We start from the raw sequence: 16,125 nt of genomic DNA, 5'->3' as shown, positions 1-16,125 counted from the left end.
TTCCCTCCGTACCGCCGAGGGTCGGGACCGCCGTGGGGAAACGGTCCCGACCACTCAGCGTTCCTGCATCGCGATCACTCCGTCTGCACCTGGGGCCGTCGGGATCTCGCGAGTCTCATCGCCCCCAGGCCGAGCATGAGGAGCAGTGCGGCCAGAGCGATCCATCCGCCCTGGACCTGTCCGCCTGTCGTGGCCAGACCCGACGCCACCACCTGGAACGAGGCCGATACGCTGCCGGACGTCGCTCCGGTCAGCGTCACGGTGTGGGTTCCGAGATCGGTGTCGGTGGGAACGGTCCAGGTGAAGGTGACCGTGCCCTGCGCGTTCGCGACCTGGGTTCCCAGCGCCACGGGGGCGGAGGTCATGACACCCGTCACCGTCTCGCCGGGCCTGAAGCCCGTGCCGACCGCGGTCTGTTGCTTGCCACGCTCCAGCACCGGGGACTTGAGCGCGATGGCGATGTTCCCGGTCGGGTCGGCCGCCGCGTCCGCCGAGGCGCTGGCGGTGGCATCGGCGGATGCCGCAGCCGTGGCTTCGGCCGAGGCGTCAGCTGCAGCCGATGCCGATGCCGTGGCCGACGACGAGGCGTTCGCCGCCGCTGCCGCCGAGGCGTTCGGATCCGCATCGGCCGAAGCCGAGGCATCCGCCGCACTGGTGGAGGTCGCGTCGTTCTGCGCTGCCGCCTGAGCCGCTGCCGCCGCAGAGGCATTCGCCGCTGTGGTGGCCGTGGTCGAGGCATCCGTGGAGGCATCGGTGGTCGCCGCCGCCTGGGCCGCGGCGTTGGCCGACACGTCCGCCGCAGCGGATGCCTGGCTGGTCGCGTCTGCGAGTGCCGCAGCCACTGCCGCTGCTTCCGCCGAGGCGTTGCTGTCGTCGTCGGCCTGCGCAGAGGCCGACGCCGACGCGGAGGCGTTGGTGTTGATCTCCGCCGATGCGTCCGCCGAGGCGACCGCATCCGAAGACGCATCGGTCGATGCGTTCGCGATGGCTGCCGCGCTCGCGTTCGACGCCGCGCTCGTACTCGCATCCGACGTGGCCGATGTGTCGGCCGCGGTGTTCGTCGTGGCGTCGGCCAGCGCTGCCGCCTGGGCGGCGATCGCCGCGCCGGCGTTCGCCTCCGAGGTGGCATCCGCCGTCGCCGCCGTGGACGAGGTCGCGGTCGCCGCTGCCTCCGATGCCGCTTCCGCCGCCGGGTCGGCCGCAGCCGATCCCTCCGCCGTGGCGTCGGCGAAGGCCGCGGCCTGCGCGGACGCTTCGGCGACCGCGGCGGTGGTGGCGTCGGCGTTCGCCGAAGCGGATGCCGAGGCTGTCGCGTTCGTGTTCGCCGAAGCCTCAGACGATGCGTCCGTGGACGAATCCGTGGTCGCTGCCGATTCCGACGAGGCCGAGGAGTTCGACTCCGCCGCCGTCGATGCCGCGGCGTTCGCGTCGTCCGACGCGTCCGCTTGCGCGGCCGCCTGCGCCGCGACGGCCGCCGAGGCGTTGGCCGCGGAGGTCACATCCGTGGTCGCGGTGGTCGAGGCATCGGTCGTCGCCGCGGCCTGAGCCGCCGACGTGGCATCAGCCGTCGCTGCCGCCGAGGCGGCCGAGGTGGCATCCGCGAGGGCAGCGGCTTCCGCAGCTGCCTGAGCCGACGGGTCGCCGTCTGCCGTCGCGTCAGCCGAGGCGGACGCCGAGGCTGCCGCGTTCGTGTTGACGTCGCCCGGATCGCCCGCAGTCACCTCGGTGGTGTCCGATCCGGTGACCGCACCCGCGGTCGCCGTGAGCGTGTAGCCCGTTCCCGGCGTGGTGCCGGCCGGAACCGGATAACTCGCCGTGAAGGCACCGGAGGCATCCGTGGTCGCGGTCACCGGACCGCCGACGTCGGCGCCGCCGCCCGGAGCCGTCAGCTGCAACGACACCGAGGAGCTCACCGGCCACCCGGAACCGGTGACGGCCAGGTTCGTGCCCGCGGGGACCTGCGCCGCCGCATCCACCACGACCGGAGCCGCTGTGACCTCCGTCGTGTCGGTCGCCGTCTGCGCGCCCACCGAAGCCGTGACCGTGTAGCCGGTCCCTGCGGGTGTGCCGGCCGGAACCGGGTAGTCGAGTGCGAAGCCGCCGAGAGCACCGGTCGTGGCGGTTCGAGGCGTGCCGATGGCCGCACCGCCGGGAGCGGTCAGCTGCACCGACACCTCGGTGTCGGCCGGCCAGTTCGTCCCGGTGACAGGCAGATCGCTGCCGGCCTGCACGGTCGCCGCCGCGTCGATCGCGGCCGCCGCCGTCACCTCGGTGGAGTCGGTCGCGGTCTGGGTGCCGACGGTCGCCGTCACGGTGTAACCCGTGCCGGGAGTCGCAGAGGCCGGCACCGGGTAGTCGAGCGTGAAGCCGCCCGTGCCGTCGGTGGTCACCGTCTCCGGACCGCCGACGTTCGCACCACCGCCGGGAGCGGTCAGCTGCACCGACACCTGCGTGTTCGCCGGCCAATTCGTCCCCGTGACCGGAAGCGACGTTCCTGCCTGAACCGTCGCCGCTGCGTCGACGGCCGCCGCGGCCGTGACCTCGGTCGTGTCGGTCGCGGTCTGGGTGCCGACGGTCGCCGTCACGGTGTAGCCCGCTCCGGGAGTCGCAGAGGCCGGCACCGGATAGTCCAGCGTGAAGCCGCCGGACACATCCGTCGTCACCGTCTCCGGACCGCCGACGTTCCCGCCGCCGGGAGCCGTCAACTGCACCGACACCTGCGTGTTCGCCGGCCAGTTCGCTCCGGTGACCGGAAGCGACGTCCCTGCCTGCACGGTCGCCGCCGCGTCGACGGTCGCCGCCGCCGTCACCTCGGTGGTGTCGATCGCGGTGACCGCTCCTGCCGTCCCGGTCACGGTGTACGCCGCGCCCGGCGCCGCAGACGCGGGAACCGGGTAGTCGAGCGTGATCTCGCCGGATGCGTTGGAGGTCGCCGTGACCGGCCCGCCGACGTTCGCGCCCCCGCCGGGAGCCGTCAGCTGCACCGACACCTGCGTGTTCGCCGGCCAATTCGTCCCGGTCACCGGCAGGCTCGTGCCCGCCTGGACGGTCGCGGCTGCATCGATCGACGCGACCGGCGCAGCCGTCACCTCGGTGGTGTCGGTCGCCGTCTGGGCGCCGACCGATGCCGTGACCTCGTATCCGGTCGCCGCCGGCGTTCCCGCCGGGACGGGATAGGCCAGCGTGAACGTGCCGGAGCCGTCGGTGGTCACGAGTTCGGGACCACCGATGTTCGCACCGCCGCCGGGAGCCCGCAGCTGCACCGACACCTGGGTGTTCGCGGGCCAGTTGGTTCCCGAGACACCGAGATCCGTGCCCGCCTGCACCGCGGGTGCCGCGTCGATGGCTGCCGCAGCGGTGACCTCAGTGGTGTCCGTCGCCGTGCTGGTTCCGTCGGTCGCCGTCACGATGTAGCCGGTGCCCGGCGGCGTCGCCACCGGAATCCCGTACGCGAAGGTGAAGGCGCCGTTGGCATCGGTCGTGACCGGCAACGGGTCGTTGACGATGCCGCCGCCGGCGGTGGTCACCTGGATGGTGACCTGCGTGTTCGCAGGCCATCCCGAGCCCGTCACAGGGAGGTCGGTTCCCGCCTGGACCGTGGCGGCCGCGTCGATCGCGGGGACGGCCGCCGCCGCGGCCTTCACCGTCGACGATCCGAGGTCGAGCGAGACTCCGCCACCGACGGCGGGGAGCAGATTCACGCCGAGCGCGCGCACGGTGAAGCTCCCTCCGGGGATGTCTCCTGTCGCCGGCTGCTCGTTGATGGTGATGGTCGCGACCTGCGACAGCACGCCCTGCAGAACGGGATCGAGCGTCGAGAGCACCGGTCCGGTGATCGCGGCGAGCGCGGGCTGCACGAGAGGGATCACGCTGTTCAGCGCGGTGTTCACGAGCGGACCCGTCGTGGTGGCGACCGCATTCGTGACGGCAGCGACCACCGGGTTCAGCAGGACGCCGATGTTGAGACCGGCGAGGCTGATGTCGGTCGCGACCACGGGAACCGGCGTCGCGGTGCCGGCGAACTGCGCCAGCGAGCCCTTGACCGTCACATCCCCTGACACCAGTGGCGTTCCGGTGAGCGGCACCGTGAGATCGACCCCGACGGTCAGCGTCACCTGGAGCGCGTCCAACGTCGACTTCAGGATGGTGGAGACCTTGCCGTTCAGGCTGTTCGGGTGGGTGCCGGTGAGGGCGGAGGTGATGCCCTGCTGGATCGCGGAGATCGTCGTGGCCGACAGCACCGGGGTGTTCGCCGGCAGGGAGTTGAGGTCGGCCCCCGCCCCGGTCTCGACGAGGATCTTGGCGAGATCGACGGACACCGTCCCGGTGTTCAGATCGACCAGCACCGAGCCCGTCGTGTTCTCCACCGGTGTCTGCAGCACCTGCGTGGTCACGGTCTGTCCGACGGTGTCGAGTCCGGCGATCGCGACCGTTCCTCCGGTCGCGGTGAACGCCGCGACGAGCGGCACGTCTGGAATCGCATTGATCGTGTTGACGATGGTCGTGGTGAGTGCGGTCAGCGCTCCGCCGGGGCCGGCGAGATCGCTCACGGGGGTGACGGTGCCCTGGATCGCGGAGGCGAGTGTGCCCGAGAGACCGGCGACCAGGTTGCTGTGCAGATCGAGGTTCAGGTCGGCGATGCGGTACTGGGAGGTGACCGTTCCGGCGTTGGATTCGGCACGCGATGCGAGTGCGCCGATGCCGACCGACGCCTGGTCGAGCACCGCGTCGGTGAGTCCGGCGACGGCGAGTTGGTCGAACAGATCGGTGAGTTCGAGGGTGCCGGGGTTCACGCTGCCGTCGATGGCACCGGTGTCGATGGCGCCACCCGAGGTGATGGTCCCGGATGAGGCGATCGACTGCGTCTGGGTCGGCGACGAGCTGAAGCTCTGCGCTGCGCCCAGATCGCCGAGTCGCAGCAGACCGGGCGTCCCGGGGGTGCCGTCGGTCAGGAGCGGCACGTTCAGCGTGCCCACGTCGATGTTCAGCGCCTCCAGCAGCCCGACGTCCAGCCCGCCGAGCTCAGAGCCGGGGGCCGCCGGGTTGCTCGTCAGCGTGTGTCCGAGCGCCGCGATGTCGAGGCCGCCGAGCAGGGCGGCGGGCAGCTGGATGATCTGCCCCTGCGCGACAGACGGATCATTCGGATTCGCCGCGTCCAGCGCATTCGCCGCCGTCGGCACCAGTGCACTCGCGAGGATCACCGCGCCGACGGTGACGCCGGCGATGCCTCCTCCTACCGCTCTGCGTCGCCGCAGAGTCCTCTCCTGCAATTCCATTCGCTACTCCCGTGTGATGCGATCTTCCGCGTCACATGGCCCCCCCACGGGTCGACTTCTGTCGGCCGAGCGATGTTGCGCTCATTCTTACGGGATCCCGAATGAGAAGTCCAGCATTCGTCCAGAAATCGTCCGGTGAACGTCTTCGCGCGAGACATTTCGAAACGCGGGGACCGTGCAGCGACGGGATGCTCCCGGCGAGAGGATGCCGGGACGCCGAACCGCCCCGCATGCCGAAGCTTGCGGGGCGGTCTTCCGGACGGTGCGACCGGACTAGAGCGAGAGCCCGTGACCGAACCGGAACAGCGGATCGGCGGTGTCGAACGGCACATCGGGACGGGAGGCTTCGACAGCGTCCATCGACCGCGGCAGGTCGAACGGCAGCCTGCCCTGGGCGGGGAACGCGGCGCTGAGCACGTCGAGGAGCGCGGCGCTCGACGCCCCCCAGTTCACGGTCACCGCGGCCGCGGCCTCGACGATCGGGGTGAGGATCGGCGGACGATCCGCGAGCACGTCGACGACGGTCGGCACGACGGCGGCGACGGCGCGGACGTGCGCGACCACATCGTCCGAGAACGCGAGAGAGCCCGCGTGGAAGAAGTTCTCGAACATCGTCTCGCGCTCTTCGAATGGAGCCTGCAGGCGGATGACGGCCAGGTCGGCTTCCTCCGGCGTCGTGACGATCTCCCCGAACGATGCAGCGACCGTCGAGTCGACGCCCTCGACGTAGAGCTTGCGGCCGGGGGCCAACGGCAGGGCACCGTCGTTCATGAGCACCGTGATCGAGGCGCGCTGGGCGGCCTCCCCCGCGGCTCGGAAATCGGCTCGCCCGACGATCTCGTCGGCCGCGTCCTCGTCGACGTACGGGTTCTCGAACAGCCCGAGCTCGAACTTCTCGCGCAGGATGCGGCGAGCCGAGACGTCGAGTCGCTCCTCGGTCACCTCACCGTCGGCGATGAGCTCGAGCAGCAGCTCCGGGTTCGCTTCGCCGCCGAACTGGTCGGCTCCGGCCTCCAGCACCTTCTTCATGCGCTCGCGCGGCGTGAGATCCTCCACGCCCCAGGCACGTGCGGGGAAGGGCTGACCGAAGATCTCGGAGTCGCTGATCAGGCCCCAGTCGGTGCACACGAGACCGTCGAAGCCGTAGCGCTCACGCAGCAGGCCGGTGATCACGGACTTGTTGAACCCGAATCCCACCTCCTCGTACTCCGTGCCGACGGGCATCCCGTAGTACGGCATCATCTGCCGGGTCCCCGCAGCGAGCGCGTCTTCGAACGGCTTCAGGTGAAGCTCGAACTCGCCGCCAGGATAGATCTGCTCGCGGCCGTAGGGGAAGTGCGGGTCCTCGCCGTCCTTCTGCGGACCGCCTCCGGGGAAGTGCTTCGTCATGGTCGATACGGAGCCGGGCCCGAAGGACTCCCCCTGGAACCCGCGGATGTAGGCGGCGCCGAGCTTTCCCGACAGTTCCGCGTCTTCGCCGAAGGTCGCCGTCTGCCGCGCCCACCGCGGCTCGGTCGCGAGGTCGACCTGCGGGTGCAGCGCGACCCGCAGCCCGACCGCCGTGTACTCCTGTCGGGCGATGTCGGCGAAGCGCTCGACGAGCGCCTCGTCACGGGTGGCGGCGAGGCCGAGGGTCTCGGGCCATTGCGAGAAGGGGCCGGCGAGGATCGACGCACCGGGGTTCTCGCTGAACGAGTGCCGCGGGTCGGTCGACAGCGTCACCGGGATGCCGAGACGCGTGGATGCCGCCAGTCGCTGCAGCGCGTTCTGCCATGCCGCGATCTCGCGGCCGGTCGGCGCCGCACCGAGCAGGTTGAAGTGCGTCATCCGCTTGGTCTCGAGGAATTCGCGCGCCGATGGAGTCGCGAAGACCGGGTTCGGCTCTTCGAGGTCGCCGATCGCGATCATGGTGTGGAAGAAGAGCCCGGCCTTCTCCTCGATCGTCATGGCGTCGAGCAGCAGCTGCACCCGTTCGTCGACGGGGAGATCGGTGTCGAGCCACGGGCGTGCGGTGATGGTCTCGGTCATGGTCACTTGACTCCCTTGATGCGGTAGACGAGAACGGCGCCGGCCAGCGCGACGACCGCGCCGAACAGGTACCAGGTGGTGTAGCCGCCGAGCGGTGTGGCTGCGCCGATGGCGATGATGCCGGGGGCGATGGCCGGGGCGATCGACTGCGGCAGGGCGTTGGCGATGTTCAGCACACCGAGGTCCTTGGCCACGTCGTCGGGGTTGGGCAGCACCTCGGTCGCGAGGGCCAGGTCGACCGAGAGGAAGGACCCGGCGCCCAGACCGATGATCGCCTGCGCGATGATGACGGTCGTGACGTCGGGAGCGACGGCGAGGATGACGAGGCCCACCACCATGATCACGCCGGCGATCGCGACGAACGGTCGGCGCTTGCCGATCTTGTCGGAGAGGAATCCGCCCAGCGGCGACGAGATCGCCATCGCCGCCATCGAGGCGAGGTTGGCGGCCAGGATGATGCCGACCGCGCCCTGCTCGTCGAGACCGAACTTGGTGACGAGGTAGAGCGGCAGGAAGGTGGCGATACCGGCGTAGCCGAACATCACGAAGAACTTGGTGAGCCAGGTCCAGCCGAAGTCGGGGTGCTTGCGGGGGTTGAACACGAACGAGCCGAAGAACATGCCGACGGTGAACTTCTCGGCCGGCTTCTCGGTGAGGCGACGGTCCTTGAGGGTCACGACGAACACGATCACGAGGATCAGGGCGATCACGCCGGGGACGACGAAGCGCTCGAAGTCGCCGGGGAGGAAGTTCACGAGGAAGCTGCCGGCGAGGATGCCGATCGGGGTCGTGATGCCGATGATGCCGGAGACCTTGCCTCGGCTGGTGACCGGCACCTGATCGGGCAGCGTGGCGTTGGCCGCGGCCAGCACGGCGTTCATCGCGGTCTGCACGAGGCACCAGGCGAGCAGGACCATCCACACGGAGGTCGCCGAGCCGATGAGGAGGAAGCCGCCGAGCCCGACGATCGCGCCGCCGAGGATCCACGGACGACGCATGCCCCAGCGCGAGGTGGTGCGGTCGGAGAGTCGACCGACGAGGGGGTTCGCGATCAGGGCGAAGATCGCGCCCACGCCCATCACGAGTCCGAGGCTGCCCTCGGTGTTCACGGGGTCGATGTGCTGGATCTTGAATGCCATCGACACCATGACCGGGGTGAGCAGGGCGAGGTAGACGCCGAAGTTCACGGCGGCGAGGCCCGGCGTGTAGCCGCGCGGGGTCTTCGGCGGCGTGGTTCCGGGGGCCTTGAACCCGGTGGTGCCGACCGCGGCCGCCGTGGCGGCGGATGACAGCTCTGTCATGACAGTCCTTTCGATTCACCGCACGTCTTCGGGCGATGCGGTCTGGGATGACGATACACCAATCTCGACCGTCTGGTAACTGAAACCAGACCGATTGGTAATGAGCGAGGATAGGATGTGGAAGGAGGATGCGATGACGACGACGGCGACCGGCTCCCGGCACGCGCGCGCTGCCGCCACGCGCCAGCGGATCCTCACCGCCGCACATGACCTGTTCGTCACCCGCGGTTACCGGTCGACGTCTCTGCGCGATATCGCCACCGCGGCCTCCGTCAGCCATCCAGGGCTCCTCGGCCATTTCGCCTCGAAGGACGACCTGCTCGGCGAAGTGGTCGCCGAGCTCGAAGCCGAGAACGAGACCGTGTTCAGCGCCATCTCGGCCGCCTCCGAGCCGGGCGAGCTGGTGTTCTCCGGCATCGCCGAACGGAATGCGCGCACCGCAGGCTACCTCGAGCTGTTCGCCGCGCTCACGGGCGAAGCCTCTGCTCCCGGACACCCTGCGCACGAGCGGATGCGCGCCCGGTACTGCCGACTCCGCTCGCTGAGCATCGACGTCCTGGAAGACGCGAAGCACCACGGCGTCATCGCAGCCGATCGCGATGTCGACGGGGAGACGGTGCGACACACCGCCGGATGGGACGGGCTGCAGCTGCTGTCGCAGTATCTGCCTGATCGCGTCGACGTGGTGGAGATGCTCGAGGAGCGGGAGAACCTCTGGGCACTGCCGCTCGGGTGGCGGGACCCCGACGACGAGCCCTCTTCAGACAGCTCTGACCCGGCGGGGCCCCTGCCCGCACTGCGCACGACCGCTGCAGCCGACGTCGATCCGGGCTATGCGGTCGGCCGTCGTCGTCGCGCGCAGATCCTCGCCGATGCGACCCGCCTGTTCGCCCGCGACGGCTACGGCGACACCAGCTTGCAGGACATCGCGACCGCGGTCGGGGTGTCGAAGTCGACGCTGCTGCACCACTACCCGTCGAAGGAACTGCTGCTCAGCGCCGTCCTGACCGAACGCGACAGCGCCATCAACCAGAACCAGGGGTTCGCCGGCGCCGCGTCAGCGGGCGAGCTGCTGCGCGGCATTCCCGACGGTGCCGCGCTCAGCGCGCAGGAGGAACCCGGTCTGATCGAGGTGTATGCGGTGTTGTCGTGCGAGGCCGTGCCCGCCGCCCACCCCGCGCATGACTACTTCGCGATGCGGTTCGCGAACGCCCTCGACTACTTCACCGAGCTCTTCCGCCTCGCCCGGATCGACGGCGATCTGCCGGCGCATCGAGACCCCGAGCACGAGGCCACGTGGCTCATCGCGATGTGGGACGGACTGCAGTACCAGTGGCTGTACGACAGGGAGCGGCTCGACATCGCCACCCACCTGCGCGCACATCTCGACGACGTGCTGCCTCCGCGCTGAGCGCGCGCGGAGTCGGGCGGCGATGGTCAGGGCTCAGATCAGGCCGCGGCGATGACCGCGAGAACGCCCTTGCCGTACGCCTCGCGTTTCTTCGCACCGATACCGGTGATCCCGTCGAGGTCGGCGAGGGAGGCAGGACGATGCTCCGCGAGCGCGCGCAGGGTCGCGTCCCCGAACACGATGTAGGCGGGGACGCCCTGCTCGCGGGCGGTCTCGGCCCGCCAGATGCGCAGCGCCTCGAACAGACCCCGGTCTCCGGCGTCCAGGGCATCGGCGGCACTGGCCTTGCGAGCCCGACCGGACGAGGTCGGACGCCCGATCGTGTCCTTGCGCAGCGGTACAGCCGTCTCGCCGCGCAGCACTCCGGCGGCCTGCTCCCCGGGAGCGAGGGTGCCGTAGTCGCCCTGCGCGACCAGGATGCCACGAGCGAGGAGCTGCCGGACGACGCTGCGCCAGTCCTGATCGGAGAGGTCGTTGCCGATGCCGTAGGTCGCGAGCTTCTCGTGTCCCTGCTGCCGGATGCGCTCGGTCGAGGCGCCGCGGAGGATGTCGATCAGGTGGCCGGCACCGAACGCCTGATTGCGCTCCCGCTTCAGCCGCACGATCGTCGAGAGCAGTTTCTGCGCGGGCACGAGCCCGTCGAACGTCTCGGTGTTCTCGAGGCACGTGTCGCAGTTGCCACAGGGCTGCGATTCCTGGCCGAAGTACCCCAGCAGGTTCTGCCGGCGGCACTCCACGGTCTCGCACAGCGCGAGCATCGCGTCGAGGTGCTGTCCCATCCGCATCTTGAACGTGCGGTCGCCGGGGCTCTGGTCGATGAGCCGGCGCTGCTGCACGACGTCGCCCAGACCGTACGCCATCCACGCCACAGAGGGCTCGCCGTCGCGGCCGGCGCGACCGGTCTCCTGGTAGTAGCCCTCGACCGACTTCGGCAGATCGATGTGCGCGACGAAGCGCACGTCGGGCTTGTCGATGCCCATGCCGAACGCGATGGTCGCGACCATGACCACGCCGTCTTCACGGAGGAAGCGCGCCTGGTTGGCCGCCCGCACCTCGGCGGGCAGACCCGCGTGGTACGGCAGCGCATCGAACCCCTGGGCGGCGAGAGAGGTCGCCGTCTGCTCGACCGATTTGCGGCTGAGCGCGTAGACGATCCCTGCCGCGCCTTCCGGCTGCGAGCGGATGAACTGGACGAGCTGCTTGCGCGGATCGACCTTCGGCACGATGCGGTACTGGATGTTCGGGCGGTCGAAGCTCGCGACGAAGTGGGCGGCGCCCTCGAGGTGCAGCCGCTCGGTGATCTCCTTGTGCGTCGCCGCGGTCGCCGTCGCCGTGAGCGCCATGCGCGGCACCCCGGGGAACCGCTCCCCCAGGTCGCCGAGCGTCAGGTAGTCGGGGCGGAAGTCATGCCCCCACTGCGACACGCAGTGCGCCTCGTCGATCGCGATGACGCTGAGCGTTCCGCGCTGGAGCAGCGCCGTGGTCTGCGCGTTCGACAGACGCTCGGGGGCGACGTAGATGAGGTCGAGCTCGCCGGCGACGTAGGCCCGCTCGACCTCGCGACGCTCGTCGATCGCCTGGGTGGAGTTGAGGTAGGCGGCCTTCACACCGTTGGCCCGCAGGGCATCGACCTGGTCGTGCATGAGCGCGATGAGCGGGCTGATCACGAGGCCCGTGCCCTCACGGACGAGGGCGGGCACCTGGTAGGTGATGCTCTTTCCGCCACCGGTCGGCATCAACACGACGGCGTCTCCGCCGGCGATGACCTGCTCGACGATCGCCACCTGGTCGCCGCGGAACTCGTCGTAGCCGAAGACGGTGTGCAGAGCCTCGCGCGCGGTCGCGTACCGGCTCGGCGTCGCGCGACGAGCGGCCGGAGCCGCGGATGCGGGGGCCACCGGCGTGACCGGACCCTGACCCCAGTCGAGCGGCGGCTCGTAGCCCGCCCCCTGCGGCTCCCAGTCCATCGGCTCGGGCGGGGCGGACGACTCCCAACCGTCGTCGTAGGGCTCGTCGGCGTACGGCAGGTCCGCGTACGGGTCACGGGGAGTCTGCGGCATCCCTCCAGCGTAACGACCCCCGCCGACGCGGGAGGCGCTTCCTCCACACCCTCGACCGCCCGGGCTGCCGAAACCCAGGCCACCCGCCTCCCCCACGGAGTGTCGCACTCCGACGCGCCGGTGCGGCGGCAGACGGTCTGGGTTTTCGCCGGGCCCGACCGTGCACGCGGGGCGTAGGTTGGAGGCATCCGTTCGAAGGAGCAGCCGATGACCGCCATCACCGTGACCCGCAACGACGAGGAATCGCGGTACGAGATCCGTTCCGACGACGTGCTCGCCGGCTTCGCCGCGTACGACCTGCGCCCCGGATCCATCCGCTTCATCCACACCGAGGTCGACCCGGCGTTCCAAGGCCAGGGGCTGGCCGGGAAGCTCGCTGCCGAGGCGCTGGCGGATGCGGCAGGACGCGGTGACGCGATCGTGCCGCTGTGCCCGTACATCGCCAAGTACCTCGAGACGCACGAGGTGGCCGGTGCCGAGATCCGCTGGCCGAAGACCCCCTCTGCACCTGTGGGAACCGCGGGTGAGGACCCGACGGGCCGCGCCGAATGATCGGACAGCACCGCCTCCTCCTCGAGCCCCGCGAGGTTCCGCTCGGCGGCGTGCGCGGCATGAACGTGCTGCGCGCCCTGCCGCACCGCAACCTGCCCACGATCGGCGCCTGGTGCTTCCTCGACCGTTTCGGACCGGCCGACACGAAGATGCGGGTCGAGCCGCACCCCCACATCGGTCTGCAGACCGTGACCTGGCCGCTCGTCGGAGAGATCCGTCACCGCGACTCGCTCGGCAGCGACGCCGACCTGCGTCGCGGGCAGTTGAACCTGATGACCGCGGGCAACGGGATCTCGCACTCGGAGTACTCGATCGGCGAGGATCCCGTCCCCCTCGATGCGCTGCAGTTCTGGGTGGTGCTCCCGGATTCGGCCCGCCACGGCGCTGCCGGGTTCGAACGGCACACCGCACTGCCCGCACTCACCGTCTCGGCCGACGAGGGAGCGGATGCCGAAGCCACCGTCGTGCTCGGCGAGTTCGCCGGCGTGCGCTCGCCCGCCACGGTGCACACCCCGATCGTCGGGGCCGAGATCGTGCTCGCTCCCGGCTCGCGTGTGCATCTGCCGCTGCGCTCCGACTGGGAGCACGCCCTCATGCTCGTCGAGGGAGACGCCGTGGTGGCCTCGCATCCGCTCGATCGCAACGCACTGCTCTACCTCGGCGACTCCCGCGACACCGTCGAGGTGTCGAGCACCGAGGGGGCCCTGCTGTTCCTGCTCGGCGGCGCGCCCTTCGAGGACGACATCGTGATGTGGTGGAACTTCGCCGGCCGCTCGCATGACGAGATCGTCGAGGCGCGCGAAGAGTGGGAAGCGGAGTCCGTGACGGGAGCGGCATCCCCCCGCTTCGGCGCGGTCGACGGTCACGACGTGCGCATCCCCGCTCCGCCGCTCCCTGACGTGCGGCTCATGCCGCGCAGCCGGAAACTCTGACTCAGCCGCGCTCGGGCGTGTGCACACGAGCGAGGAAGCGCTCCGTGCGCGGCGACGGTCCCCGCGGATCGAAGAGCGACACCACGACCGTCACGGCCGTGGCGAGCGGGATCGTCCAGGCGGCGGGCTGCGCGAGGTAGGGCGCGGCCACTCCGACTCCCCCGACCGCCGCGTGCACCAGCAGCGCGAGTCCGGCGGCGATCCCGCCCGACAGCATCCCGGCGACCGCGCCACGGGCGGTGAGTCCTCGCCACCAGACTCCCAACAGCACGACCGGCGACAGCGTGGACGCCGCCACCACGAACACCACGCCGACGCTGGACCCGAGGCCCGCCGGCGCTGTGAGCAACGCCACCGCCAGAGGCACCAGTGCACAGAGCACCGCAGACAGCCGGAACGACCGCACCGAGCCGGAGAACACGTCCTGGCTGATCACGCCCGCGAGCGACACGACGAGACCGGCCGATGTCGCCAGGAACGCCGCGAACGCCCCCGCGACGATCAGCGCGGTCAGCAATTCGCCGAACGCTCCGGGGAACACGCGCGACGGCAACAGCAGCACCACCGTGTCGGCGACACCGGGAACCGCGAGGTCGGGAGCGGCGATGCGCGCCAGCAGCCCCATCGTGCTCGACACCGCATAGAACGCGCTCACCATGCCGATCACGATGACGGTGGTCCGCCGCGCCGACACCCCGGTCGGACTCGTGTAGAACCGCACCAGCACGTGCGGGAGCCCCATCGTCCCCAACAGCAGTGCGAGCAACAGGGATGCCGTCTCATACGCGTCGAAGCCCGAGGGCCCGGCCTCGACGGGGAACACCAGCGCGGGATCGACGTCGTGCGGACCGCCGCTGAGGGCGAACGCGATGAACACCACCGGCACCAGGAGCGCCGTGAGCTTGAGCCAGTACTGGAACGCCTGCACATAGGTGATGGCCCGCATGCCGCCCGCGGCGACCGCCGCCGCCACGAGCACCGCGACGGTCACGGCCCCCACCCATTCCGGAAGGCCGGCCACGACGAGGAGCGTCAGCCCCGCTCCGTGCAGCTGCGGCACGATGTAGAGCCAGCCGATCACCAGCACCGCGATGCTGGTCACGCGCCGGGCCGACGTCGACTCCAGCCGCGCCTCGATGAAGTCCGGGATCGTGTAGGCGCCGCTGCGCCGGAGCGGCGCCGCCACGAACGCGAGCACCAGCAGGTAGCCGGCCGCATAGCCGATCGGGAACCAGAAGCCGCGGGCGCCGTCGAGCAGCACGAGACCCGACAGTCCGAGGAAAGTGCCGGCCGAGAGGTACTCGCCGCTGATCGCCGACGCGTTCCACACCGGCCGCACGGTGCGCGAGGCGACGAAGAAGTCTCCCGTCGTGCGCGAGATGCGCAGTCCGTAGACCCCGATCAGCAGGGTCGCGACGATGACGAGCGCGACGCCGATGAGGTCGAGCACCGCGTTCATTCGCGATCACGGAGCGCCCGGTATCGGCGCTCGTTGCGGGCGGCCGTGCGCACGTAGAGCACCGCGAACACGAGGATGATCGGATAGAACGCGTAGGCCTGCAGCAGCCACGACAGCGGCAGGCCCCAGACCACGACCTGTCCGACCTCGGGGACGAGAGCGATCGTCAGGGTCAGCGCGATGACCACGACGACGAACCCCGCGACGGTCCCGAGCGCGAGCCGGAGCTGACTGCGCATCAGGGCGCGCGCATACACGGCATCCGCCTCGTCGACGGGCGAGCCGGGGAGCGCGATGCCGCGGGTGAAGGTGGTCGGCCTCCGATCGGGCAGGTCGGCCGTCACACGAACCCGCTTCGGCTTCTCGGTCATCCTGCCCCCTCTCCGCGCAGCAGCGCGTCGCGCACCGCGGGTACCAGTCGCCGGCTGACCGGGAGAGAGGTCGCACCGATCGACACGGTGGGCTCCGGCCCCGACAGCCGCGCCTCGGTCACGGCGGCGATGCGCACGAGCGAAGAGCGGTGGATGCGGAGGAACCCGGCATCCGCCCATCGCGCCTCCAGCTCCGAGATCGGGATGCGCACCAGATGACCCGTCCCATCTCCGGTGTGCAGTCGGGAGTAGTCCCCCTGCGCCCGCACCCAGCGCACGTCGCTGCGTTTCACGAACCGCACGACCGAGCCGACCGTGACCGGCAGCATCTCGTCGTCGCCCGATGCCGCGGCGTCTCCGAGCTCGACCACCCGGTCGACCGCCCGCCGCAGACGCTCGAGGCGCACGGGCTTGAGCAGATAGTCGGCGGCACGCAGCTCGAAAGCCTCCACCGCCTTCGCCTCGTCGGCGGTGACGAACACGACCGCCGGAGGTTCGGCGAGGGTCAGCAGCGCCCGCGCGAGCTCCATCCCGGTCAACCCCGGCATGTGGATGTCGAGGAACGCGATCCGCACCGCGCGCTCCGACATCAGCCGCAGCGCATCCGCGCCCGACGACGCGGTGAGGATCTCGCCGATGCGGGCGTCAGTGCCGAGCAGGTGGACGAGCTCGTCGAGGGCTGGACGCTCGTCATCCGCGACGAGGACGTCGATCGAGGGGGCGCTGTTGGTCATG

At 70.5% G+C, this 16,125-nt stretch carries 10 protein-coding genes; 3 read left to right on the top strand and 7 right to left on the bottom strand.

Annotated features, from left to right (window positions below):
* Positions 1-74: 74 nt before the first annotated feature.
* From DW307_RS02300 to DW307_RS02290, 3 genes are all read right to left on the bottom strand, one after another.
* Complete coding sequence (locus tag DW307_RS02300; protein ID WP_136023817.1) at positions 75-5,276, bottom strand: choice-of-anchor G family protein; 5,202 nt, start codon at positions 5,274-5,276, stop codon at positions 75-77.
* Between the two features lie 273 nt (positions 5,277-5,549).
* Complete coding sequence (locus tag DW307_RS02295) at positions 5,550-7,304, bottom strand: glycoside hydrolase family 3 protein (protein ID WP_029258761.1); 1,755 nt, start codon at positions 7,302-7,304, stop codon at positions 5,550-5,552.
* A gap of 2 nt (positions 7,305-7,306) precedes the next feature.
* A complete protein-coding gene (locus DW307_RS02290; RefSeq protein ID WP_029258760.1) occupies positions 7,307-8,605 on the bottom strand; it encodes an MFS transporter in 1,299 nt (432 codons plus the stop codon).
* A gap of 133 nt (positions 8,606-8,738) precedes the next feature.
* Here DW307_RS02290 and DW307_RS02285 point away from each other — a divergent pair, with 133 nt between their 5' ends.
* Positions 8,739-10,016, top strand: a complete 1,278-nt coding sequence (locus DW307_RS02285; protein ID WP_136023816.1) for a TetR/AcrR family transcriptional regulator — start codon at positions 8,739-8,741, stop codon at positions 10,014-10,016.
* Between the two features lie 38 nt (positions 10,017-10,054).
* Here DW307_RS02285 and recQ read toward each other — a convergent pair whose 3' ends face one another.
* Positions 10,055-12,076 (bottom strand): DNA helicase RecQ, encoded by a 2,022-nt coding sequence (recQ, locus tag DW307_RS02280; protein ID WP_136023815.1) that lies wholly within the window; start codon positions 12,074-12,076, stop codon positions 10,055-10,057.
* Positions 12,077-12,283: 207 nt separating this feature from the next.
* Between recQ and DW307_RS02275 the strand changes: the two genes are divergently transcribed.
* Together DW307_RS02275 and DW307_RS02270 are read left to right on the top strand one after the other, a co-directional pair.
* A complete protein-coding gene (locus DW307_RS02275) occupies positions 12,284-12,628 on the top strand; it encodes a GNAT family N-acetyltransferase (RefSeq protein WP_136023814.1) in 345 nt (114 codons plus the stop codon).
* The gene (locus tag DW307_RS02270; protein ID WP_136023813.1) at positions 12,625-13,560 is read left to right on the top strand and encodes a pirin family protein; all 936 of its coding nucleotides are present in this window, start codon (positions 12,625-12,627) and stop codon (positions 13,558-13,560) included. The genes DW307_RS02275 and DW307_RS02270 overlap by 4 nt, the downstream gene beginning before the upstream one ends.
* A 1-nt stretch (position 13,561) precedes the next feature.
* Here the strand turns inward: DW307_RS02270 and DW307_RS02265 are convergent, their stop codons facing one another.
* Genes DW307_RS02265 through DW307_RS02255 form a run of 3 tightly spaced genes read right to left on the bottom strand, consistent with a single transcriptional unit; the run spans position 13,562 to position 16,124 of the window.
* Positions 13,562-15,019 carry a sodium/solute symporter gene (locus tag DW307_RS02265; protein WP_029258755.1) on the bottom strand — a complete coding sequence of 486 codons (1,458 nt, stop codon included), beginning with the start codon at positions 15,017-15,019 and terminating at the stop codon, positions 13,562-13,564.
* Positions 15,016-15,390: a hypothetical protein gene (locus DW307_RS02260; protein ID WP_021198463.1), complete on the bottom strand. Its 375-nt coding sequence runs from the start codon at positions 15,388-15,390 to the stop codon at positions 15,016-15,018. Before DW307_RS02260 ends, DW307_RS02265 begins: the two co-directional genes overlap by 4 nt.
* A complete protein-coding gene (locus tag DW307_RS02255) occupies positions 15,387-16,124 on the bottom strand; it encodes a LytR/AlgR family response regulator transcription factor (RefSeq protein ID WP_029258754.1) in 738 nt (245 codons plus the stop codon). The genes DW307_RS02260 and DW307_RS02255 overlap by 4 nt, the downstream gene beginning before the upstream one ends.
* Between the last annotated feature and the right edge of the window lies 1 nt (position 16,125).

Origin of the sequence: Microbacterium sp. K27 (assembly GCF_004794435.1) — a bacterium.
Lineage (GTDB): Bacteria > Actinomycetota > Actinomycetes > Actinomycetales > Microbacteriaceae > Microbacterium > Microbacterium maritypicum_A.
Note: the sequence above shows the minus strand (reverse complement) of the source record. Positions and strands in the feature narration are given on the sequence as shown.

What these genes read in the sequence shown, in the direction of transcription:
- DW307_RS02300 (WP_136023817.1), bottom strand. Translation starts at nt 5,276, where the DNA reads ATGGAATTGCAGGAGAGGACTCTGCGGCGACGCAGAGCGGTAGGAGGA.
- DW307_RS02295 (WP_029258761.1), bottom strand. Translation starts at nt 7,304, where the DNA reads ATGACCGAGACCATCACCGCACGCCCGTGGCTCGACACCGATCTCCCC.
- DW307_RS02290 (WP_029258760.1), bottom strand. Translation starts at nt 8,605, where the DNA reads ATGACAGAGCTGTCATCCGCCGCCACGGCGGCCGCGGTCGGCACCACC.
- DW307_RS02285 (WP_136023816.1), top strand. Translation starts at nt 8,739, where the DNA reads ATGACGACGACGGCGACCGGCTCCCGGCACGCGCGCGCTGCCGCCACG.
- recQ (WP_136023815.1), bottom strand. Translation starts at nt 12,076, where the DNA reads ATGCCGCAGACTCCCCGTGACCCGTACGCGGACCTGCCGTACGCCGAC.
- DW307_RS02275 (WP_136023814.1), top strand. Translation starts at nt 12,284, where the DNA reads ATGACCGCCATCACCGTGACCCGCAACGACGAGGAATCGCGGTACGAG.
- DW307_RS02270 (WP_136023813.1), top strand. Translation starts at nt 12,625, where the DNA reads ATGATCGGACAGCACCGCCTCCTCCTCGAGCCCCGCGAGGTTCCGCTC.
- DW307_RS02265 (WP_029258755.1), bottom strand. Translation starts at nt 15,019, where the DNA reads ATGAACGCGGTGCTCGACCTCATCGGCGTCGCGCTCGTCATCGTCGCG.
- DW307_RS02260 (WP_021198463.1), bottom strand. Translation starts at nt 15,390, where the DNA reads ATGACCGAGAAGCCGAAGCGGGTTCGTGTGACGGCCGACCTGCCCGAT.
- DW307_RS02255 (WP_029258754.1), bottom strand. Translation starts at nt 16,124, where the DNA reads ATGACCAACAGCGCCCCCTCGATCGACGTCCTCGTCGCGGATGACGAG.